The following is a 21,856-nucleotide window of genomic DNA, read 5'->3' on the forward strand; positions in this document are numbered from 1 at the left end:
AGATTAAAGGTTCTTGATCAATTCATTCGCAAACTCTGAGCATTTGACTTCTGTAGCCCCATCCATTAATCGAGCAAAGTCGTATGTGACAACTTTACTTTCGATCGTTTTGTCCATGGAAGCCATAATTAAGTCAGCAGCTTCATTCCAACCAAGGTGACGAAGCATGAGCTCACCAGATAAAAGTACAGAAGATGGATTCACTTTGTCGAGGCCTGCATATTTCGGCGCCGTTCCGTGAGTGGCCTCAAAAATGGCGTGACCTGTATCATAGTTAATGTTCGCTCCCGGCGCAATTCCGATACCGCCTACTTGAGCCGCGAGTGCATCGGAAATATAGTCACCGTTCAAGTTCATTGTTGCTACAACATCGAACTCTTTCGGACGCGTTAAGATTTGTTGGAGGAAAATATCGGCAATTGAATCTTTGACGATAATTTTGCCTGCTGCTTCCGCCTCTGCTTGCGCTTTATCCGCAGCTTCCTTTCCTTGTTCTTCAACAATTTTGTCGTACTGTGCCCACGTGAATACTTTATCACCGAACTCGCGCTCAGCTACTTCGTACCCCCAGTTTTTGAACGCACCTTCTGTAAACTTCATAATGTTACCTTTATGAACGAGGGTGACGCTCTTACGTCCTTCTGTAATCGCATATTGAATCGCTGCACGAACTAGTCGGTCTGTTCCCTCTTGAGAAACAGGTTTGATGCCAATACCAGAAGTTTCAGGGAAGCGAATTTTCTTAACGCCCATTTCTTCCCGTAAGAAGTTGATTACTTTCTTCACTTCATCCGTTCCAGCCTGATACTCAATTCCTGCGTAGATGTCTTCAGAGTTTTCACGGAAAATAACCATGTTCGTATCTTCCGGACGTTTGACTGGAGATGGAACCCCATTAAAATAACGAACTGGACGCAAGCAAACATAAAGGTCAAGTTCTTGACGTAATGCCACGTTTAAAGAACGAATGCCTCCTCCAACTGGAGTCGTAAGCGGTCCTTTAATAGCGATTGTATACTCGCGAATCGTTTCAAGCGTCTCATCTGGAAGCCATTGGCCTGTTTGATTGAACGCTTTCTCACCTGCCAAAATTTCTTTCCAGACAATTTTCTTTTCTCCGTTGTACGCTTTCTCCACAGCCGCATCGATCACCCGATGTGCAGCCGCCCAAATATCAGGACCTGTTCCATCCCCTTCGATAAATGGGATAATTGGATTGTTTGGTACTTCAAGTACCCCTGCACTTACTTTAATTTTCTCTCCGTTTGCCATGAATGTTACCTCCTATGCGTTCGTCTTCCTCTCTTACTTCTATGTACACGGAGGACACACCTCCGACTGTACTCGTTTAGTTGCGCTCTTCCAAACGTACATATTGTCGCTTGTTCGGTCCAACATATTCTGCCCGAGGGCGAATCAAGCGGTTGTTGCTGTATTGCTCTAAAATATGAGCCAACCATCCGCTCATACGGCTAACAGCAAAAATCGGTGTAAATAAGTCGTGTTTGATTCCAAGACTATGGTAAACGCTAGCGGAATAGAAATCAACGTTTGGCAATAGTCCTTTTTCATTTGTTACGATTTCTTCAATTTTCACAGACATCTCGTACCACTTGCTTTCGCCCGTAATGCTCGTTAATTTCTTAGACATTTCCCGTAGGTGTTTAGCACGTGGATCGCCATTTTTATACACTCGGTGACCGAAGCCCATAATTTTTTGTTTGTTGTCCAAAGCTTTGCGGATGTAAGGTTCAACGTTTTCAACATCGCCGATTTCCGTGAGCATGGCCATTACCTGTTCGTTGGCCCCACCGTGAAGAGGTCCCTTTAATGCCCCAATCGCTGCTGTAATACCAGAGTAAACGTCAGAAAGAGTCGCAACACAGACTCGTGCTGTGAATGTAGAGGCGTTTAGCTCGTGATCAGCATGCAGAACAAGTGCTTTATTAAATGCATTAACCGCTATTTCATCTGGCTCTTCTCCTGTTAGCATGTACAAGAAATTCGCCGCAAAACTTAAATCTGTACGAGGAGCAACAGGCTCTTTTCCTTCGCGAATGCGAGAAAACGCTGTCACAACCGTTGAAACTTGCGCTTGAAGCTTCAATGCCTTTCGCTTGTTTGCTGCTTCATCCATAAGATCCGCTTCCTCATCATACAAGCCTAAGCTTGAAATCGCTGTGCGAAGAGCGCCCATTGGGTGTACGCGATCTAACGGATAAGCTTTCATTTGCTCAATGACTTCTTGCGGGATTTCAGCGTTATTTGCAAGTTCATCTGCAAGTTCTTTAAGCTCTACTTTATTTGGGAGCTTTCCATTCCAAAGAAGGTATATTACTTCTTCAAAACTTGCATGTTCAGCAAGTTCATCAATATCGTATCCTTGATACGTTAATACACTTTCAATAATCGAACTTACGCTAGATGTCGTCGCAACGACGCCTTCAAGACCACGAGTGACACTCATACTACCCTCTCCTTTTCCTATTACTTTTACTCTTAAATGCAACGGATTGATCAGGGGCTTTATCGATATGTATCTTTTCCCTGTCCCGTTTTTGAAAAGCTTTTGGAAAACGTAACAAAATCACATTTTCCTCTATTGTTGTACAGGAAGGAAGTCAACCAATTCTTATTATAAACATTATTTCAACTTTTGTGAATGTTTAAGAGCATTTTTCGACAAGAAGGTTTCTCCAGCGAAGAGCGAAATTCCTTTTAAAATAAAGGTGTTTGCGCAGAACGGCATGATTATCCCCAAAACGAACCGAGCCACTGGACAACCTTCATTGTCAAATAGGCAATCCCAGCGCCAATTAAAGGCCCTACAGCCACACCATTAAATACGGCAACAGCAAGAATCGTACCGAGCACGAGTGCTGTCGTAATATGAGGGTCATTCTTTAACAAATCAATTCCACTTGCTGCAATGAGCGCAACGACAACGCCTGAAAGAAGAGCAACCCATGCATAAGATGAACGGATCGCTTCCCCCATTTGCTTAAACCCGATTTCTCCCGTCGCAATCGGTGTTAGTACAGCAATTGTAATAATGGTTACACCAAGACTGATACCTTTTTGCTGAAAAAATGGGAAAACCTTGTCCCCAACGCCAATAAATTTAATGACGAGGAGCACAAGTACTGCAATAAGTAGCGATTGATTTTTTGCTAGTAGTGCAATCACTAACAAAACAAGCATAAAAATAGTCGCTTGAGATATCAACTTTTGTTGTCCTTCCTTCCTCCTAAACAATCCTCGTTCATCATACCATAAATGTAAGCGCTTTGTCATGTTTCATAGTATTTGCTCAGCGGCTAGGACATATCATAAAACAAAATCCAGAACGACCTCGCTTCTCGGCCAAACCATGCGAAAAAGCCCTATGCTGCTAGTGAGCACAAGGCAACTAACTTTAACGGATCACCGTCTTGAAATGAAGACGAATGAACCATTTCGAGCCATTTTATTGAACAGTTTAAGAATGAAGCCCTTCGCAATTCCTCTCGTTTGTGGGATCAGAAGAAAGAACCCAAGGGCATCTGTAATAAATCCTGGTTTAAGTAACACAACACCGCCTATCAGGATACAAATGCCGTCAAGAAGCATGTCACTTGGAACTCGGCCTTGCTCTACCTCAAGCTGCGCTAAGCGAATCGTTTGTAATCCTTCTCGTTTCGCAAGCCATGCTCCCAGAACACCTGTGAGCAAAATCAACCCAATGGTAGGCCAAAGGCCAATCGCTTGGCCAAATAAAATCAAAAGGGCAATTTCAGCTGCAGGGACAATGATAATGAGCAACAATAAGATTCGAAACATCGCACATCTCCCTTATCATAGAGAAAAAGAGAAGGGATTTTCCCTTCTCTTTTCATTATAGTACACTTGCTTGCCCTCTGTAAATGTCACCGCGGCTCGTATCGACCGTTATTTCTTCCCCATCTTTAAAGAGCGCAGACGCATTTTGTACACCGACGATCACAGGTGTATTAAGACTTAGACCAACAACTGCGGCATGGGATGTAATCCCACCTTCTTCGGTAATGACGGCGGCTGCTTTTTCAAAGGCTGGCATCATATCCTTATCCGTGCTGAAAGTAACTAAAATCGACCCTTCTTCAACCTTTGCATTTGCTTCCTCTGCATTAGCAGCAATGACGACTTTGCCGTTCACCGTGACGCGTCCAATGCCTTGACCTTTCGCGACCACTTCACCAATGACGTGAACTTTCATAATGTTCGTCGTTCCTGTCTCTCCCACTGGAACACCTGCCGTGATGACGACAAGATCCCCTTGTTTCACCAATTGGGACTTTAACGCTGTCTCAACGGTCACTTGAAGCATATCATCCGTCGTCTCTGCCTCTTCTCCAAGGATTGAATACACTCCCCAAACGAGAGCGAGTTGACGAACAACTGTTTCGTTACTTGTAACTGCTACAATTGGTGATTTCGGGCGGTATTTCGCTACTACGCGAGCTGTATGGCCGCTTTCAGTCGCCGTCAAGATTGCACTTGCATTCAAGTTGAATGCTGTGTGGCCAACCGATTGACTAATAGCACTCGTAATCGTCGTTCTCGCTTCTTTTGTATGCTTGGACAAGATTTCTTGATAGTTTAGGGCTTGCTCTGCACGCTCTGCAATTCGGCTCATCGTCTGAACCGCCTCGACTGGATAATCCCCAGCTGCGGTTTCACCGGAAAGCATGATCGCATCCGTTCCATCAAAAATCGCATTCGCTACATCACTAGCTTCGGCTCGAGTTGGACGTGGGTTACGCTGCATCGAGTCAAGCATCTGTGTCGCTGTAATAACAGGTTTAGCTACAAGGTTGCATTTCTTAATAAGCGACTTTTGCACAAGTGGAACTTCCTCAGCAGGAATCTCTACCCCTAGATCTCCGCGGGCCACCATCAAACCGTCTGATACTTCAAGAATTTCCTCGATGTTATCAACGCCTTCTTGATTCTCGATCTTAGGGATGATTTTAATATGCTCTGCCCCGTGCTGCTCAAGCAATTCGCGAATTTCTAGTACATCTTGCGCTCTGCGAACGAATGAAGCTGCAATGAAATCGACGCCTTGCTCTATCCCAAACTTGATATCCGCTGCGTCTTTTTCTGTGATTCCAGGCAGGTTGACGCTTACGTTCGGGACATTGACACCTTTTTTATTTTTCAATGTGCCGCTGTTCAAGACTTTTGTCAAAATCTCTTGATCGCGAACCTCAACGACTTCTAGCCCAATTAACCCATCATCTAATAAAATTTTTGCACCTGGTACAACATCATGCACTAGGCCCGGATATGTGACAGAAATACGCTCACTCGTACCTACAACCTCCTTCATAGAGATGACAAGCTCTTGCCCTGCCTTTAATTCGGCCACGCCCCCTTCAAGGGTTTGGGTACGAATTTCCGGTCCTTTTGTATCAAGTAAAATCGCAACTGTTTTTCCGATACGTTTCGCTGCTTCTCGAATGTTTTTGATTCGTGCACCGTGCTCTTCAAAGTCCCCATGGGAAAAATTTAACCGCGCAACATTCATGCCTGCTTCCATTAATTGTTCTAACTTTTCTACACTTTCACTCGCCGGACCGATCGTACAAACGATTTTTGTCTTTCGCATTTCATTGCCTCCCCTGTTTTCCTTCAACAGCTCTTTTATAAGAACCTTTGTTAAATGGACAATTCCTGTGACAAACGATACATATCCAAATCAATCGAATGCTTACGTTGCAATACTTCTGTAATGTCATGATGGACAAGCTTATTATTTTCAATCCCGACCGTTACACCTGCTTGTCCTTCTAAAAGCAAGTCTACCGCTTTCGCTCCAAGACGACTCGCGAGAACACGATCAAATCCTGTTGGTGAGCCTCCCCGTTGAATGTGTCCGAGCACGGTGACCCTTGTCTCAGCCCCTGTTCGTTCTGAAATTTCTCTTCCGAAGTCCATTCCACTTCCTACACCTTCAGCAACGACGATTATACTATGTTTTTTCCCTCGCTCTTGTCCTCGTTGCAGACGGGAAATGATTTGGTCAATATCATGATCAGCTTCGGGAATCACAATGGTTTCTGCTCCATCGGCTAAGCCAGACCAAAGCGCTAAATCACCGGCATTACGTCCCATGACCTCGATGACATATGTACGATCATGCGATGTTGCTGTATCGCGAATTTTATCAATCGCATCAATAACCGTATTCAAAGCTGTGTCAAAACCAATTGTAAAGTCTGTTCCAGGGATATCGTTATCGATCGTTCCTGGCACTCCCACTGTTGGGAATCCGTGCTCCGTTAATTTTTGCGCACCTGCAAATGAACCATCCCCACCGATAACAACTAGGCCTTCGATGCCAAATTTCTTCAGTTGCTCAATTCCCTTTTTTTGCCCTTCAAGTGTCTTGAATTCTTCACAACGGGCCGTATATAAAATGGTCCCCCCGCGATGGATAATATCACCTACAGAACCAAGCTCCATTTTTCGAATATCTCCTGAAATTAAACCAGCATACCCTTGGTAAATGCCATAAACCTCTACTCCGTGATAGATCGCCTTACGTACAACCGCACGGATGGCGGCATTCATGCCAGGAGAGTCCCCTCCACTCGTTAACACTCCAATTCGCTTCATAATTGAATCTATACCTCCTTCAATGTTCATCACATCTACTCCACTGGACACAGCGTGTGCGCCCCACTCCTCTCATCGTGAAACGTCTTCCCCAAGCAGATCTGCTCATTCTGAACACAAACTTGTGACCATTGGCCCTCATTTTTTAAAAATACCACTTTAACGAGCTGAATACAACTATGGACAAGACATAATGAAAAGTGCTTCCTCTTAGGAAGAAAGCACTTTGTCTTTAATTGACGCTTATGGCATCGTTTACATGGGAAAACTCCCCAATTTTCTTGTATTTTTCGTAACGCTTATTCAGAAGTTCTTCCGTCGTTAGGGATGACAATTGCTTTAACGATTTCTCTAGCACTTGATCAATAGCTTCGGCCTGTTCGGCTACATTACGGTGAGCACCGCCTCTAACTTCAGGAATAATGTCATCTATAATTTGGAGCTCCTTTAAATCAGGTGCTGTAATTTTCATCGTTTCTGCGGCCCGTTGTGCTTGGGATGCATCTTTCCAAAGCAAAGCGGCTGCTCCTTCAGGAGAAATAACCGAATAGGTGGAGTTTTCTAGCATGTGGATTCGATCCCCTACTCCTAACGCTAGCGCCCCTCCACTTCCTCCTTCACCGATCACGATGCAAACAATTGGAACTTTCAATCCTGCCATTTCCAATAGGTTACGGGCAATCGCTTCACTCTGCCCCCGTTCTTCGGCCGCCTTTCCAGGGTACGCTCCCTTCGTATCAATAAAACAGATGACTGGACGGTGGAACTTTTCCGCCTGTTTCATTAAACGTAACGCCTTACGGTAGCCTTCAGGATGAGGCATTCCAAAGTTGCGGCGAATGTTCTCCTTCGTATCTTTGCCCCGCTGATGGCCAATCACGGTTACAGGTTGGCCTTTGTATTTCGCAATCCCAGCAACAATCGCTTCATCATCACCATACAATCGATCTCCGTGCATTTCTAAAAAATCCGAGAACAATTGCTCGATATAATCCAACGTCGTTGGCCTCTCGCCATGGCGAGCAATCTGTACCCGTTGCCACGGCTTCAAGTTACCGTAAATATTCTCTTCAAGGGCATGAAGTCGTTTTTCTAGCTTTTCAATCTCATCCGAAAGATCGATCTCTTTTTCTTCTGTAAATGTGCGCAATTCTTCAATCTTTCCTTTCAAGTCGCGAATCGGCTTCTCGAAGTCAAGCTCAGTTGACATTGACCTCACCTCCTATGAAACATGATGGATATCAAGGATTTTGGTCAAAGTGTCTTTCATCTCTGACCTTGGAATAACCCGATCTAGCTGTCCATGCTTTAACAAAAATTCTGCTGTCTGAAAGTCATTTGGTAATTCCTCACGGATGGTTTGCTCAATGATTCGACGCCCTGCAAACCCAATGAGCGCTCCAGGTTCAGCAAAATTGTAGTCACCTAATGAAGCAAAGCTTGCCGATACCCCACCAGTCGTTGGATGGGTCATAACCGAAATGAACAAACCACCTACTCGGTCTAGACGTTCGAGAGCAGCACTTGTTTTTGCCATTTGCATTAAGCTTAATACCCCTTCTTGCATACGCGCCCCGCCCGATGCAGAGAAAAGGAGGAATGGCTGCTTGTTTTCGATCGCCCGCTCAATAGCACGGGTGATTTTTTCCCCAACGACTGATCCCATGCTCCCCATCCGGAAGCGAGCATCCATGACACCGATGACGAGCGGAAACCCGTTCATCGTTCCTTCTCCCGTCACAATCGCTTCATTTAAGTTCGTTTTCTTTCGATCCGCTTCCACCTTTTCACGATACGTCGGAAACGAAAGTGGATCTTCCGTCGTCATCCCTTTATCCAGCTCTACAAAGGTTCCTGGATCCAGCAAACTTTCGATCCGATCGAAAGCGTTCATTCTGTGGTGGAAGCCACATGAATCACATACGTATAAATTTTTTTTCAACTCTTTTGTATACATAATCGTCCGACATGAAGGACATTTTGTCATAATCCCTTCAGGTATATCATGCTTCGCCCGCTCAGAAGGGATCGTTGCATATCGCTTTTTCTTAGAAAAAAAGTCTTTTAGCACACTCGACACCTCTTTTTTCGCTATGTAATGAACTGGAAGTGCCTTTCCATCGCTTCCTTGATCCATTAGTGCTGCAAATGCAGCGCCATGGTCAACGTCGCTTGCTGTTCATCTTTTTTCTTTAAAGCTTCCACAATCGTGCGATGCTCCTGCACAATCGCCTTACGCTGCCTGCGCTGTACCACTTCATAGGTCATTGCCGTTTGATGATATTCTACGAGAGATGCCCACATATTGTAAAGAAGCCGATTTTGACAAGCAGCAACGATGCGTTCGTGAAACCGATGATCATGTTTACGAAAGTCATCCTCGCTATGTTTCTCTATTTCCGATTCAAGAATGAGTTCATCCAATTGCTGAATTTCTGTTTCAGTTATGCGACGACACGCTAAACGCAATGCCTCAATTTCTACAATTCTCCTCGTTTCCCCTAAATCCTTCAATGCTTGTTGATCTTTTAATAAAAAGGATAAAATCACGCTGACGAGAGGATAACTATTGGCTGGACGAATAAACGTCCCTTCGCCCCTTCGTGTTTCAATCAAATCTAAGAGCTCCAAAGCTCGAAGTGCCTCGCGAACGGATGAGCGACCTACATGTAACCGGTCGCTCAATTCCCGTTCAGAGGGGAGCTTATCACCAGCAGAAAGTTGGTCAGCACGTATGATTTGATTAATCTGTTTAATGACCTCTAAATAGACTTTGTCACCAGCTGACAAACATTTCTCACCTGCACTCTCTTGTAGCCACTTTTACAAATTACTCAATGATAGCTAATTTCTTTGTCTTTGCTTCCACTTCAGCAGGATCAACCTTTCTTCTAGCAACTCCTGTTTCCATCGCCGTTTTCGCCACAGCTGCCGCCACAGCTGGTGCGACACGCGGATCAAATGGAGCAGGAATGACATAGTCAGGATCTAAATCCTCTTCCGCTACAAGGTCAGCAATCGCATGAACAGCAGCAACCTTCATTTCTTCGTTGATGTGCGTCGCCCGTGCATCAAGCGCTCCGCGGAAAATACCAGGAAACGCAAGCACGTTATTTACTTGATTCGGGAAGTCTGAGCGTCCCGTTCCGATCACTTTCGCTCCTGCTGCTTTCGCCTCTTCAGGCATAATCTCCGGCACAGGGTTAGCCATCGCAAAAATAATAGGATCATCATTCATATTTTCAATCATTTCTTTCGTAAGTGCTCCAGCTACAGAAACACCGATAAAAACATCGGCTCCTTTGAGCACATCTCCAAGGCCACCATCGATTTTGTCGCGGTTTGTCCACTTCGCCACTTCTGCTTTCATGTCATTCATGCCATACGGACGGCCGTCATAGATGGCTCCTTTTGAATCACACATTATAATATCCCGTACACCCATTCGTTGCATCAGCTTAATAATAGCAATTCCGGCTGCACCTGCTCCGTTGGCCACGACTTTAATCTCCGACATTCTCTTTCCTGTTAATTTTAGCGCGTTAATAAGGCCCGCCAAAGTCACGATGGCTGTTCCGTGTTGATCATCATGAAAAACAGGGATGTTTGTTTCCTTCTTTAGACGCTCTTCAATTTCGAAGCAGCTCGGTGCGGCAATATCCTCTAAGTTAACGCCACCAAAAGTAGGCTCAAGCAGTTTCACCGTTTCCACAATTTGATCGACATCTGTTGTCCGCAAGCAAATCGGAAACGCGTCTACACCAGCGAAGGATTTAAATAACACAGCCTTCCCTTCCATAACTGGAAGAGAAGCCTCCGGTCCGATGTTTCCTAACCCTAGCACCGCCGTTCCGTTACTTACTACTGCTACCATATTGCCCTTCATTGTATATTCATAAACCGTTTCCACATCTTCAAAAATTTCTTTGCACGGCTCGGCAACACCCGGTGAATAAGCAAGGCTTAAATCTCTTGCATTTCGTACGGGAACCTTAGACTTCGACTCTAATTTTCCTTGATTTTCTCGGTGAATGTGTAAAGCTTCCTCTCTTGTCGTCGCCACAGTAGACACGCTCCTTCAAAGATAGTAGTTATTTTACAAAGTTTATATAATGGCTTTAGCTGGTCTGACCACCTGTATAAAAACATCTTTTATTATAACAGACGAGCCCTTCTTGTACACCCTTGTTTCACTGAGCCATCATTCAGCTCTCATCCTCGTATGTGCTCACAACGACATGTTCTTTTCCGACTAATTGTTCGAGTTCATGTAAGAGTGTAAAGGAGAGGGAAACGTGATATTTTTCCGGGAGCTGAATCGTTTTTCTTTGTTTCTCGTAGTACATGACAACAGGCGTTGGGCCATGGTGGACTTGAAGCAACCGCCGAATATCGTTTAACCGTTCCACTTCTTTCTCAACGTCTGCCGTTATTTTTAAAAACAGCTTTTCCTTTTCTTTTTTTAGCATGTGCTTTAGTGGCAAAACTTTATCGACTAATAGCTGCAGCTCTTCGGAGCGGCCCCGATCCATCTTTCCTTCGACAAAATAAAGCTCGCCTTCCTTTAATCCCCATTCGTACATCGCCCAAACGGCCGGAAAAACAACAGCTTCCCATTCCCCTGTTTCATCACTCATCGTGAGAAAACCCATCACCTCACCGCGTTTTGTTCGAATCCGGCGAATTCGATGGATCATGCCTGCCAATTTTACAAAACGTCGCTCGGCTCCTTCCAAATATGTTAACCGATCATATTGCCTGAGCGATTCGGTATAGGCAAGCAGTGGATGACCACTAAGATAAAACCCGACTGCTTCCTTTTCATAAGCTAGCTTTTCTAAGTCGGTCAAGGGCTCTACCTTTATATACTCTGGCTCTTCTACACTTAGCTGAAACAGCCCCCCAGTATTTTCTTGGAACTCTTTCACTTGTTCAGCAAACTGAAAGGCTTCTTCAATGTTGGCTAGAAGGGTAGCTCGCTCCCCCAGCTCATCAAGAGCTCCTGCTTTAATCAGACTTTCCATCACTCGGCTAGTAACGATACGGCCATCTACTCGCGAGCACAGGTCGAACAGACTGCGAACAGGCGCTTCACGTCGTGCCTTGATAAGTTCGCGGATCGCTCGAACACTCACATAGCGCAACGGTAAAAGTGGGAAGCGGACCCCTTCTTCCTCTTCGCTAAAATGGATATCACTTTTCGAAAGGGAAGGAGGAAGCACTCGGATTCCTTGTTGCTTCATCTCTTGAAGGAGCCGTTCCAATTTTTCAGGTTGATTCCAAATGGTTGAGGCAAGCGCCGCGTAAAATGATCTAGGATAATGGGCTTTTAAATAGGCAAGCTGATAGGCAAGCATGCTGTAGGCAACTGCATGGCTTTTATTAAATCCATAGTTGGCAAAACGAACGATCAGCTCATATATTTTTTTAGCCGTCTCTTGCTCATAGCCTTGGCGGACGGCTCCCGTAACAAATGCCTCCTCTTGCTGGCGTAACGCTTCTCCCTTTTTCTTACTTATTGCTCGTCGCAGCAAATCGGCCTCACCTAAACTAAAGCCAGCCATTTTTGCGGCGATTTGCATAATTTGTTCCTGATAAACAATGACACCATATGTTGAGCTTAAAATCGGCTCTAAGTCTGGATGGAGATAAGTAATTTCCTTTGTCCCTTCTTTTCCTTGAATGTAATCAGGTATAAACTCCATCGGCCCTGGTCTGTAGAGGGCGTTGACAGCGACAATATCTGCGAAAGTATTTGGCTTTAACTCACGTAGCACTTTCCGCATTCCCCCAGATTCTAGCTGAAAGACACCTGTCGTTTCCCCCTTGGCAAGTAAGGCGAATGTTTTTGCATCGTTTAAGGGGAGCTGCTTTACATTGAGAGAATGGCCGTACGTTTCCCTCACTCGTTTGACGACCATTTCTAGCAATGTCAAATTACGCAATCCAAGAAAATCCATTTTAATTAAGCCAACATCCTCGACTGTTTCCATCGTCCCTTGCGTGAGAGGCACCTCTCCTTGCCCATGCTGTAAAGCAATGACCTCTGTCAACGGCTGTTCACTGATCACGACCCCGGCTGCATGGGTAGACGTATGCCGCGGCAGCCCCTCTACCTTGCGCGCGAGCTTCATCACTTTTTGCGCCTCATCGGAAGCGTGCACGAGCTGTCGGAGCCGTTCGTTCTCATTATAAGCTTTTACCAATGTCATCCCAGGTCTACCGGAAATCTCTTTGCTAATTTTTTCAATGACGTTTGGCGGGATCGCGAGTGCCTTTCCTACATCACGTACCGAGGCTCTTGCAGCCAACGTACCGAATGTGAGGATTTGCGCTACTCGATTCGCCCCGTACTTTTTCTTCACGTAAACAATCACTTCTTCGCGGCGATGATCAGGGAAGTCAAGATCGATGTCAGGCAAGGAAATACGTTCTGGATTTAAGAAACGTTCAAACAGTAAATCATAGTGGAGCGGGTCTACGTCGGTAATAAATAACACATACGCCACTAATGAGCCGGCGACAGAACCTCTTCCCGGCCCTGTTACAATCGACGCTTCCCGAGCGAATCGCATAAAATCCCACACGATTAAAAAGTAATCGCTAAAGCCCATTCTCTCAATAACCGCCAATTCTTCTCCTAAGCGTTGCGCCTTCTCTTTGGTCCATTCTTCCCCATATCGCTCTTTCGCCCCTTGTTCACAAAGCTTGCGCAAGTAGTCCTCAGCTGATTGTTCATTAGGCGTTTGAAATTTCGGTAACCTTGGCTTACCAAGCGTAAGTTCAACATGGCAACGATCGGCTAGCTTTTTCGTATTTTGCAACGCTTCTGGATAAGCTCGAAACGTTTGCTCCATCTCAGTCAACGTGAAAAAGCAAACATCCTCCTCTTGTTCGATTCTTAATTCTTCTACGAGAACACCTTCGCGAATCGCCTGAATCACTTTCCACGCGTCTAAATCTTCTCGCTCTAATACTTGAATATGCTGACTGCACACAAGGGGAATCGCTAGCTTTGCCGCCAATTGATTGATCGGTTCAACTTTAGAACGGTCCGTGCCTTGAATTTCTAAATAAACGGATTCCCCTCCAAGATGATCTTTGAGAAACTGGATAAATCGCTCTCCTCGTTCTAGCGCTTCATCTTCGAGACAAGCGCGAACAAATCCTCCTGAATATGGAATGACGTACAACAAGTCGTCCTTATACGCGAGAAGCTCTTCCCACGTCACATATTTTTCTTTTTCCTCGCGGCATTGAATGATCGTTGAAAGCTTCAAAAGGTGCTCATACCCTTTATTGGAGCGGGCATATAAGAGAAGGTCACTCTCTCGATCCTCTGCAAATCGAACGGTGGTCTCCATCCCGATAATCGGTTTCAATCCTGATTCTTTACAAGCTTTGTAAAAAGGAACAGCCCCATACATGACATGGCGATCGGTTAATGCCAATGCAGAAAACTGGGCTGCTTTTGCCTTTTCTACTAGTGCTGGAATCCGACACATGCTTGAGAGAAGGGTGTATTCACTATGTACGTGTATATGAACACTTTCCATCGAAGCTTCCCTCATTTCTTATCTGTTTCGTTTCTATTTTCTATTATAGTATGTCTTTTTCTCTTATGTCAGCTTTCCACCTTCGGGACAGCATATTCTTGTCCACTGACGACTATACATAGTAACAGCATTTCATAGCGGGAATGATTTATACGACAAGGAGAGAGGGACGATGGACAGAGAATTCTTAGCAACATTAGTGATTGATTTTTTCGTCGCCTTTGGAGTCCTCATTGGGGGAACGTTAATTGGGGGGATGGGAGCGTATTTAATAGGCAAACCCCCGTTGCAAGTCATGCATGACCTGGCAGGAAGCTTAAAAATTTGGGCAATCGTTGCTGCGATTGGAGGTTCATTTGATGCGATTACGAGCTTAGAGCGCGGACTATTCACCGGAGCTCATGATGATATTTTCAAAACATTGTTTATGGTGTTTTTCGCCCTTTGCGGTGCACACTCAGGTACGCTGTTAGTGCAGTGGATTGTTGGGGAGCAGCATGTCCTATGAGAGTGCCTCCTTATTATCGTCGGCCCGGTTGGCAGCGTTTTTTCGCCGGATTGATCATTGGAATTTTGATCGGCTGGGTGTTTTTCTTATTGCAGTACGGACCGATCCACGATGAGCTCATTTTAGAACGGAGCAAACAGCAGGCAGAGGTCGCTCAACTAAAAGAGCGAATTGATGATCTCGTTCGTAAGCAAAATGAACAAAATGAGGAGAATCAAAAAAAATTAACGATTCAAGAAATCGAAATTTCCTTTACGAATGCACGGAGCCTTCGTTTAAACCAGCTTACCCTCTATGAGCTTCATCAGCAAGCGATAGAGGAGCTCCACTTTTTAGAACAGAGAGACATTGAAACGGTTGCTAACATGAAAGACCTTATGATCTCGACCCTTGAGAATAAAGTATTTTCCATCAACGATAGTCGCTACCAGCTGGACGTCGAAGAGGTTTATTTATTTACAACCTTGCATATTTACGCGAAAATAGTCCCTGCTTCTTCATAACGATCTATGACGTTTTTCTGAATATTTCTCCCTTTCCTTTCCAAGACAAACCGTTATCCTGTATACTATATAAAAGGAAAACTAACGCGATTTGTAAAAAGGAAGGAGTGAATGAAATGGATGTAACCGGTAAAGAAATGATCATTAACCGTAAGGAAATGGCCTTAAAAAAGGTGGAAAAGATCAAGGCAGGTTATTCTGCATTTGCCGAAAGCAAAGAAGTATCCGATTTCATTCGCAAAGAACTCAAACGATTAGGGATCGACGACGTATATGAGGACATAACTGAGCTTGGCTCTTGGTTCATTCCAGCAAACCAGCGGGATGAAGATCATAAGTAAATCTAAGTAGCAAAGAGACTGGGACAAACGTATAAAAAGGTTCGGATCATCAAAATAAAATGATCCGAACCTTTTTTCTGTTGATTCGTGGGATCGCCTGTTGTTTGATTTGCGTTTATGGCCGTAAACGCAAACCCTCATTCATTTCTGACATTCTCGTTGCCTCTGACGGACATTCGAGTGACACGCAAATGAGCCTTCAGATAACTAAAAACCGATTTTTACGTCGACCTTACACTGACCATAGATTGCCCCCCGTTTTCTCGTCTGAAAGCATCTGTTGAATCTTTATTTGTTGTTCCTATTTTTCATTGATTAAGATTTCCCCACTCACGGAGGAGGCCTTGAACTTCCGAATGAACACGGAACCGATAAATGGTTCGGTCAATAGGCTTATAAGCATACGAATACTGCTAAGGTATCCTTTTTGTGTATACGCATGACTAGACGGACGTTTCCAAGCTGATGGTCAAAATCACGAGACGCCTGCGGGAAAAGCAAGAACTGAAGATCCATCGGGGTGATTTTCCCCGATTAGCTAAAGCCTTGTCCGCGGCAAGGGAGTGGTTTTTGAAACAATCAACGCCATATAAAATAAGAGTGGCACTCATCACCGTGGCGGGTGCCACCCCCATATGTTAGAGTATCCGTCTAACGACTGGAAGACAGACGACAAACTAGTATCGTGCAATTAAGTTTAACGTCATTGGTGGCTTCCTTGCAAAGAAGTTTTTGGCGGTAAGCCAAGCTTTCCTAACGTCTAAAATCGCTAGCCACCCGCCGGAGCTTCTCTACAATCTTATCTGTTTCCTCCCAGCTCTTCGCCTTCGCTCCTGCTGCCATCGGGTGTCCGCCCCCGTTATGTTCCATCGCCACCGTATTGATTACTGGTCCTTTTGAGCGGAGGCGCACACGGATTGTCTCTCCATCTTCAACGAAAAATACCCATGTGAGTAACCCTTCCACATCGGAAAAGCTGTTAACAAAAGCCGCTGATTCGTTCGCCGTCACATCATATTCAGCCAACAGTTCACTTGTCAGCTTCATGACTCCGACACAACCATCAATGATGGAAAAATGTTGAAGAATGTAGCCTTCTAACCTCGTTTGCTTTAATTCACGACGATGGAGTCCGCTGTAAAAATCATTCGTCTCGATCCCTTGTTCAAGAAGAAGGGCTACATGGCGTAACGTTTTCGGTGTCGTGTTATCATAACGGAATCTTCCCGTATCACCAACGATTCCAGCATATAGTAAAAGAGCACTCTCTTTGCTCAAGTTATACCCTTCCTCCTTTCCGGCAAGGAACAAGTCGACAATCATCTCGCTTGTGGAGCTTGCCGATGGATCCACCCAGACAATATCGCCGTATGGCTCCTCATTTGGGTGGTGGTCGATCTTTACGAGCTTGTCGCCCCGTGCATATCGTTGATCGCTGATTCGTTCCTCGTTCGCTGTGTCACATACGATGACGAGCGCCCCTTCGAACTTTTCATCATCAAGCTCGTCCATGTTGGCTAAAAATCCGAGCGATGGTTCTTCATCCCCGACAACAAACACGTTCTTTTCTGGATATCGCTCGCGAATAAGTGTCGCTAGCCCAACCTGTGAGCCAATGGCATCAGGATCTGGTCGTTCATGACGGTGGATTATGATTTGATCATAGGCCGCAATGGCTTGTAGAATGTCGTGCTTCATCTTCTATCCCCTTCTCTCTCGTCAATAGTTGCTGTACTGGCTTTTCCTTTCATTTCACGTTAGAATAAAAACAAATCACAATTGTTTTCGTGCAGGAGGATGTTTATGGCTGTTTTATTTACCGCACTTGTGTTTATCTCGATCGGCTTGTTTTTATATTTTAAAATAAAAGCGTGGAGAACACCCGAATCGCTGCTCAAACGAATTCACGAATCAAAAGCGAGCATCGCCTCCGGTGTATTTCTTACCGCGTTTGGTATTAACCTGTTAGTCGGCCTGCGCGGCACGGTCGATTTAATTGTAGGGCTTGTCTTCGTAGGCTTCGGTGGTTTCATCCTCTACCACGGCATTCGTGCCTACCAACATTATGTACCACAACTGAAAAACCAATAACCATTTTTGCGTCAAAAGAGACTTGGATAACCCAAGCCTCTTTTTGTTAATCGATGATTTGCGCCATAAACAAGGCCTTCCCAACAATTTCTCCTTCATGGTACATTTCCACATCTATTTTCCCATGCTTACGACCAATTTCTAACACCCGTGGTCGTATCGTTAAACGGCTGTCAATCTGAACTGGCTTGAGGAAGTAAAGGGTGATGTTTTCGACGACGAGATCCCCTTTTTTATACTTTCGAAGAACCCGGCTACCGGACTCAATAACGAGAGACGTCATGACACCGTGCGAGATCGTTCCTAATTGATTCGTCATTTGCGGCGTAATTTCTACCTCATATGAATCCCCTTGGTCGGAACTACTTTCATTCAGGCCATTTGTCATCAAATCTTCAATCGTCTCTCCGACATGGGGCTGACGTTGAATCATTTGTAGCGCTTTTAGCACATCCTGACGACTGACCACACCGATTAACTTCCGGTGAGAGTCTATGACTGGGAGGAGCTCAATCCCTTCCCAGACCATGACATGGGCGACGGCAGCTACGGACGTACGTTCACTGACCGTGATTGGATTTTTCGTCATGACCTTTTCGATCGGTGTATGCCGGCTCGCGTTCAGGACATCTTTCGCAGCAACCATCCCTTGAATCTTCATGTTCTCATCAATTACAGGGTAGCGGCTATGTCCTGTCTTCTCATTTAATTCATGCCACTTCCCAACGACATTTTCCGTTGTCATGTAGTACGTATCTTGTAGTGGGATTAAAATATCGTCCACAAGAGTGATTTCCTTTTTGATTAACTGATCGTAAATCGCCCGGTTAATCATGGTTGCAACGGTAAACGTATCATAGCTCGTTGAGATCACTGGAAGATCTAGCTCATCCGCTAATTTAATCGCTTCATCACTCGTATCAAAGCCCCCGGTAATTAACACTGCTGCGCCTGCTTCCAGGGCAATTTGGTGTACCTGATAGCGGTTCCCTACAATCAAAAGGTTGCCTGGCTCCACATACCGCATCATCGCATCTAGCTTCATCGCTCCAATGACAAAACGATTGAGGGTTTTATGGAGACCGTCTCGACCACCGAGAACTTGTCCATCAACGATGTTTACCACTTCTGCATAAGTCAGCTTTTCGATGTTTTCTTTCTGTTTCTTCTCGATTCGAATCGTACCAACCCGTTCAATCGTGCTGACAAGTCCTTGATTTTCCGCCTCTTTAATTGCACGATAAGCCGTTCCTTCACTCACTTGAAGATCCTTGGCAATTCGGCGGACCGAAATTTTTTCACCCACCTCTAAATTCGTAATATACTGCAAAATTTGTTCATGCTTTGTCGCCAATCCCTTCACCTCGCTTTCACTCGTTATCTGTACTTGTCTGTAAAATATAACTGTATTACTAAATTATACGAGTGATGAATTGGCGTTTCAACCTTATCTTACGTAGCGTTTAACCTTTTTTGCCTCCCGTTTGTGTTTTGATTGAAATTGAGCGTTTGTTTTCGTTTGATTTCTTTTATATAACAGTGCAGCTCCATTTCCACCGATTACGAGTAAGGCGAACCCCATCCACAAGACCGCAAACAAATAAGCAAGGCCGGTTTCATGGAGGGGTAGACGTGGCAGCCCATATATTATAAGAGCCAAACCTAATAAAAAACAGAGCAAATAGCGCTGATTCATATGACCATCTCCCTTTCGGACAAGTACAGCTCGTTACATTGTATGCTGCTTACTGCGGAAGAGAACGGAAAATCATTCGTATTTGATGGTCTAACAAAAAAGTCCCCAAAGAATCATCGTTACTTCTCCGGAGATCTCTCCTTACGAGTATTCAGTGGCAAGTAAAAGAATAGCTGTTTGTCATTTGATTATGAACAATCGTTTCTACTTCTCCACCTACTTTCTCACATCCAGATATTAACTGTTCTAACTCTTTATGATTCATAGCTCTAGCCGACAGCGTTAACAAAGAAAGAACAAGCAACGCCGTGCACAAAACGATGGACCTGTTAAATATATGGTTATTTTTCAATTTTCTCATTTTACATACTCCTTCTTTCGATTACCCTTGCTACCAATTGATGAAAACATTTATGCTAGCTCAAACAGGAAGAGGCTTTAACCTATAAAAAAGATTAAGCCCCTTTTACGTTTCACTTTATAATTCAATTACCTCGCCAACGGCTAATGCTCTTCCTTTTTTCCCTGACAGTGACTCTGCAAATGCGACAGGGTCTTGCTCAATGACAGGGAATGTGTTGTAGTGGATCGGAACTACTGTTTTGGCTTGTAACCACTCTGCGGCGACTGCTGCATCTTCAGGCCCCATTGTAAAGTTATCGCCAATTGGTAAAAATGCTACATCAATGGTGTTCCGCTCACCGATTAACTTCATGTCAGAAAATAGCGCTGTATCGCCTGCATGGAAGATTGTTTTTCCTTCTGCCGTAAAAAGAATTCCACTTGGCATCCCGGTATAGACAATGGTTTGGTTTTCCTCTGTGTAAGAAGATCCGTGAAATGCTTGCGTTAATTTTACATGGCCGAACTCAAACTGATGGGCTCCGCCAATGTGCATCTCATGAACCTTGACTCCTTTCCAGCTAAGATATGTAGCTAATTCAAATGGAGCGATCACAAGAGCGTCATTTTGCTTTGCGAGTTGGAGAGTGTCGCCGACGTGATCATTATGACCATGAGTTAACAAAATCACATCTACCTTCAAGTCATCGACTGATAGGTCTGTCAGCCCATTTCCTGTAATGAATGGATCTATCAGGATCGTCTTTCCTTCTGTTTCAATTTTGACAACAGAATGCCCATGATAGCTTACTTTCATTGCACTCAACTCCCTTTCAATCATCAATCGTCTCTAGTGTCCTTCTTTCCCGGTCTCCCATTGTTTAAACATCTGTTGTTTTATGGCTTTGGATGGTCCCCTCCTCCTACATCAACACGTGGTTGGAATACCTATCGATTTCCTTTCTAATTTTAACATAAGATGGTACGGTAAAAAGGAAGAATGCAGGTTTCGTTTTGAAGCCTAGAGAAAGGAAGCGATAAAAAATGGAACGAATCAAACGCGTAATCGAATGGCTTAAAGACAATGACCACTCGATGGCCTTTATTCAAGACAAAACGTCGATTTTTTATTTAACCGGATTTTACTGCGACCCCCATGAACGGCTCGTTTCCTTGCTACTTTTTCCAGAAGCAGAGCCATGCCTTATCTGCCCTAACATGGAAACTTCCCTTGTTAAAGAGGCAGGCTGGACAGGAGAAATTCTTGGCTATTCTGACATTGAAGATCCGTGGCTACTCGTACGGCAAGCAGTTGAAAAACGGAACGCTGTGCTCACTTCCTGTATTGTAGAAGCTCCAAGGCTGACCTATGCACGGGTGCAAGCATTGCAAGACGCCTTTCCGGCGATTAAGTTAATTAACGGGGAACCATTCTTAATGGAGTTACGAAAGCAGAAGTCAGCCAAAGAATTAACGACGCTAAAAGAAGCGGCAGCCTTAGCCGACTACGGCGTCGAAGTAGGGGTACAGGCGATCCAAGAAGGTCGTTCCGAAATAGAGATTCTTGCTCTCATTGAATATGAATTAAAGAGAAAAGGGGTTCGTGACATGTCGTTTGGTACCCTTGTCCTCTCTGGGGATCAGTCAGCCAATCCACACGGCAATCCCGGCAAACGTACGATCAAAAAAGGAGATTTTGTACTGTTCGATTTAGGTGTTGTGTTGGACGGGTATTGCTCAGACATTACCCGGACTGTCGCGTTTCACCATGTGACCGATCAGCAACAGGACATTTATGAAACCGTACGAAAAGCCCAGCAAGCAGCACTGGATGCATGTCGGCCAGGAGTTGAGATTCGCACTCTTGATCAGATCGCGCGAACGATCATTACAGAGGCAGGCTATGGAGACTATTTCCCACACCGGATCGGACACGGCTTAGGCATGGAAGTTCACGAGCTTCCATCGTTAAACGAGACGAATACCGATCGCCTTCAAAAAGGCATGGTGTTTACGATCGAGCCCGGTATCTACCTTCCTAGTATTGGTGGTGTTCGAATTGAGGATGATGTCGTTATTACAGAAGACGGATATCAAACCTTGACAAACTATCCGAAAAACTTGCAAATCATTACGTAGATGAAAGATGTGGACCTTTTCAACGCTTACAAGTGCTTAAA

General features: G+C 44.7%; 21 protein-coding genes. 5 read left to right on the forward strand and 16 right to left on the reverse strand.

The window, feature by feature from the left end:
• Positions 1–3: 3 nt before the first annotated feature.
• The 11 genes from icd to dnaE all read right to left on the reverse strand — a co-directional run bounded on the left by icd (position 4) and on the right by dnaE (position 14,195).
• Positions 4–1,272, reverse strand: coding sequence for an NADP-dependent isocitrate dehydrogenase (gene icd, locus E2L07_RS00540; RefSeq protein WP_010899302.1), 1,269 nt, complete (start codon positions 1,270–1,272; stop codon positions 4–6).
• Positions 1,273–1,348: 76 nt separating this feature from the next.
• A complete protein-coding gene (gene citZ, locus E2L07_RS00545; RefSeq protein WP_134228562.1) occupies positions 1,349–2,467 on the reverse strand; it encodes a citrate synthase in 1,119 nt (372 codons plus the stop codon).
• Positions 2,468–2,751: 284 nt separating this feature from the next.
• Positions 2,752–3,225 (reverse strand): DUF441 domain-containing protein, encoded by a 474-nt coding sequence (locus E2L07_RS00550; RefSeq protein WP_010899304.1) that lies wholly within the window; start codon positions 3,223–3,225, stop codon positions 2,752–2,754.
• Positions 3,226–3,423: 198 nt separating this feature from the next.
• Positions 3,424–3,819, reverse strand: coding sequence for an FxsA family protein (locus E2L07_RS00555; protein ID WP_134228563.1), 396 nt, complete (start codon positions 3,817–3,819; stop codon positions 3,424–3,426).
• Positions 3,820–3,874: 55 nt separating this feature from the next.
• The gene (pyk, locus tag E2L07_RS00560; protein ID WP_134228564.1) at positions 3,875–5,629 is read right to left on the reverse strand and encodes a pyruvate kinase; all 1,755 of its coding nucleotides are present in this window, start codon (positions 5,627–5,629) and stop codon (positions 3,875–3,877) included.
• 50 nt (positions 5,630–5,679) lie between these two features.
• Positions 5,680–6,639 (reverse strand): 6-phosphofructokinase, encoded by a 960-nt coding sequence (gene pfkA / locus E2L07_RS00565; RefSeq protein WP_010899307.1) that lies wholly within the window; start codon positions 6,637–6,639, stop codon positions 5,680–5,682.
• A 232-nt stretch (positions 6,640–6,871) separates the two neighbouring features.
• Positions 6,872–7,849, reverse strand: a complete 978-nt coding sequence (gene accA, locus E2L07_RS00570; protein WP_010899308.1) for an acetyl-CoA carboxylase carboxyl transferase subunit alpha — start codon at positions 7,847–7,849, stop codon at positions 6,872–6,874.
• Between the two features lie 12 nt (positions 7,850–7,861).
• Entirely contained in the window at positions 7,862–8,710 is an 849-nt protein-coding gene (accD, locus tag E2L07_RS00575; RefSeq protein WP_010899309.1) for an acetyl-CoA carboxylase, carboxyltransferase subunit beta, read from the reverse strand.
• Between the two features lie 65 nt (positions 8,711–8,775).
• Positions 8,776–9,429, reverse strand: a complete 654-nt coding sequence (locus E2L07_RS00580; RefSeq protein ID WP_010899310.1) for a FadR/GntR family transcriptional regulator — start codon at positions 9,427–9,429, stop codon at positions 8,776–8,778.
• 40 nt (positions 9,430–9,469) lie between these two features.
• Complete coding sequence (gene ystJ, locus E2L07_RS00585; protein ID WP_010899311.1) at positions 9,470–10,702, reverse strand: NADP-dependent malic enzyme; 1,233 nt, start codon at positions 10,700–10,702, stop codon at positions 9,470–9,472.
• A gap of 142 nt (positions 10,703–10,844) precedes the next feature.
• Positions 10,845–14,195 (reverse strand): DNA polymerase III subunit alpha, encoded by a 3,351-nt coding sequence (gene dnaE, locus E2L07_RS00590; RefSeq protein ID WP_134228565.1) that lies wholly within the window; start codon positions 14,193–14,195, stop codon positions 10,845–10,847.
• Positions 14,196–14,367: 172 nt separating this feature from the next.
• On the opposite strand from dnaE, the gene ytrH reads away from it, so the two are divergent.
• The 3 genes from ytrH (at position 14,368) to E2L07_RS00605 (ending at position 15,547) form a co-directional block, all read left to right on the forward strand.
• On the forward strand, positions 14,368–14,703 hold the full coding sequence (gene ytrH / locus E2L07_RS00595; protein ID WP_010899313.1) for a sporulation membrane protein YtrH: 336 nt from the start codon (positions 14,368–14,370) through the stop codon (positions 14,701–14,703).
• Complete coding sequence (ytrI, locus tag E2L07_RS00600) at positions 14,700–15,206, forward strand: sporulation membrane protein YtrI (protein ID WP_010899314.1); 507 nt, start codon at positions 14,700–14,702, stop codon at positions 15,204–15,206. Before ytrH ends, ytrI begins: the two co-directional genes overlap by 4 nt.
• 116 nt (positions 15,207–15,322) lie before the next feature.
• Positions 15,323–15,547 carry a YtzJ family protein gene (locus E2L07_RS00605; RefSeq protein ID WP_010899315.1) on the forward strand — a complete coding sequence of 75 codons (225 nt, stop codon included), beginning with the start codon at positions 15,323–15,325 and terminating at the stop codon, positions 15,545–15,547.
• Between the two features lie 753 nt (positions 15,548–16,300).
• Here E2L07_RS00605 and E2L07_RS00610 read toward each other — a convergent pair.
• Entirely contained in the window at positions 16,301–17,245 is a 945-nt protein-coding gene (locus tag E2L07_RS00610) for a DHH family phosphoesterase (RefSeq protein ID WP_010899316.1), read from the reverse strand.
• A 105-nt stretch (positions 17,246–17,350) separates the two neighbouring features.
• Here E2L07_RS00610 and E2L07_RS00615 point away from each other — a divergent pair, with 105 nt between their 5' ends.
• A complete protein-coding gene (locus E2L07_RS00615; protein ID WP_010899317.1) occupies positions 17,351–17,638 on the forward strand; it encodes a YtpI family protein in 288 nt (95 codons plus the stop codon).
• A gap of 46 nt (positions 17,639–17,684) precedes the next feature.
• On the opposite strand, the gene E2L07_RS00620 is transcribed toward E2L07_RS00615, so the two are convergent.
• The 4 genes from E2L07_RS00620 to E2L07_RS00635 all read right to left on the reverse strand — a co-directional run bounded on the left by E2L07_RS00620 (position 17,685) and on the right by E2L07_RS00635 (position 20,493).
• Positions 17,685–18,992, reverse strand: coding sequence for a CBS domain-containing protein (locus E2L07_RS00620; RefSeq protein ID WP_010899318.1), 1,308 nt, complete (start codon positions 18,990–18,992; stop codon positions 17,685–17,687).
• A 93-nt stretch (positions 18,993–19,085) separates the two neighbouring features.
• Entirely contained in the window at positions 19,086–19,334 is a 249-nt protein-coding gene (locus E2L07_RS00625; RefSeq protein ID WP_010899319.1) for a hypothetical protein, read from the reverse strand.
• Positions 19,335–19,485: 151 nt separating this feature from the next.
• Entirely contained in the window at positions 19,486–19,695 is a 210-nt protein-coding gene (locus E2L07_RS00630) for a hypothetical protein (protein WP_053430523.1), read from the reverse strand.
• Between the two features lie 117 nt (positions 19,696–19,812).
• Positions 19,813–20,493: a metal-dependent hydrolase gene (locus E2L07_RS00635; protein ID WP_053430522.1), complete on the reverse strand. Its 681-nt coding sequence runs from the start codon at positions 20,491–20,493 to the stop codon at positions 19,813–19,815.
• 227 nt (positions 20,494–20,720) lie between these two features.
• On the opposite strand from E2L07_RS00635, the gene E2L07_RS00640 reads away from it, so the two are divergent.
• Positions 20,721–21,815, forward strand: coding sequence for a M24 family metallopeptidase (locus E2L07_RS00640; RefSeq protein WP_134228566.1), 1,095 nt, complete (start codon positions 20,721–20,723; stop codon positions 21,813–21,815).
• The last annotated feature ends 41 nt before the right edge of the window (positions 21,816–21,856 follow it).

This window comes from Halalkalibacterium halodurans (genome assembly GCF_004376175.1).
Lineage (GTDB): Bacteria > Bacillota > Bacilli > Bacillales > Bacillaceae_D > Halalkalibacterium > Halalkalibacterium halodurans.

Excerpts from the sequence above, each read along its gene's own strand:
- E2L07_RS00625 (WP_010899319.1), bottom strand. The coding sequence starts at position 19,334 with ATGAATCAGCGCTATTTGCTCTGTTTTTTATTAGGTTTGGCTCTTATA.
- E2L07_RS00605 (WP_010899315.1), top strand. The coding sequence starts at position 15,323 with ATGGATGTAACCGGTAAAGAAATGATCATTAACCGTAAGGAAATGGCC.
- ytrH (WP_010899313.1), top strand. The coding sequence starts at position 14,368 with ATGGACAGAGAATTCTTAGCAACATTAGTGATTGATTTTTTCGTCGCC.
- E2L07_RS00630 (WP_053430523.1), bottom strand. The coding sequence starts at position 19,695 with ATGAGAAAATTGAAAAATAACCATATATTTAACAGGTCCATCGTTTTG.
- pyk (WP_134228564.1), bottom strand. The coding sequence starts at position 5,629 with ATGCGAAAGACAAAAATCGTTTGTACGATCGGTCCGGCGAGTGAAAGT.
- E2L07_RS00635 (WP_053430522.1), bottom strand. The coding sequence starts at position 20,493 with ATGAAAGTAAGCTATCATGGGCATTCTGTTGTCAAAATTGAAACAGAA.
- E2L07_RS00610 (WP_010899316.1), bottom strand. The coding sequence starts at position 17,245 with ATGAAGCACGACATTCTACAAGCCATTGCGGCCTATGATCAAATCATA.
- accA (WP_010899308.1), bottom strand. The coding sequence starts at position 7,849 with ATGTCAACTGAGCTTGACTTCGAGAAGCCGATTCGCGACTTGAAAGGA.
- ytrI (WP_010899314.1), top strand. The coding sequence starts at position 14,700 with ATGAGAGTGCCTCCTTATTATCGTCGGCCCGGTTGGCAGCGTTTTTTC.
- citZ (WP_134228562.1), bottom strand. The coding sequence starts at position 2,467 with ATGAGTGTCACTCGTGGTCTTGAAGGCGTCGTTGCGACGACATCTAGC.
- E2L07_RS00615 (WP_010899317.1), top strand. The coding sequence starts at position 17,351 with ATGGCTGTTTTATTTACCGCACTTGTGTTTATCTCGATCGGCTTGTTT.
- E2L07_RS00555 (WP_134228563.1), bottom strand. The coding sequence starts at position 3,819 with ATGTTTCGAATCTTATTGTTGCTCATTATCATTGTCCCTGCAGCTGAA.
- E2L07_RS00640 (WP_134228566.1), top strand. The coding sequence starts at position 20,721 with ATGGAACGAATCAAACGCGTAATCGAATGGCTTAAAGACAATGACCAC.
- icd (WP_010899302.1), bottom strand. The coding sequence starts at position 1,272 with ATGGCAAACGGAGAGAAAATTAAAGTAAGTGCAGGGGTACTTGAAGTA.
- pfkA (WP_010899307.1), bottom strand. The coding sequence starts at position 6,639 with ATGAAGCGAATTGGAGTGTTAACGAGTGGAGGGGACTCTCCTGGCATG.
- dnaE (WP_134228565.1), bottom strand. The coding sequence starts at position 14,195 with ATGGAAAGTGTTCATATACACGTACATAGTGAATACACCCTTCTCTCA.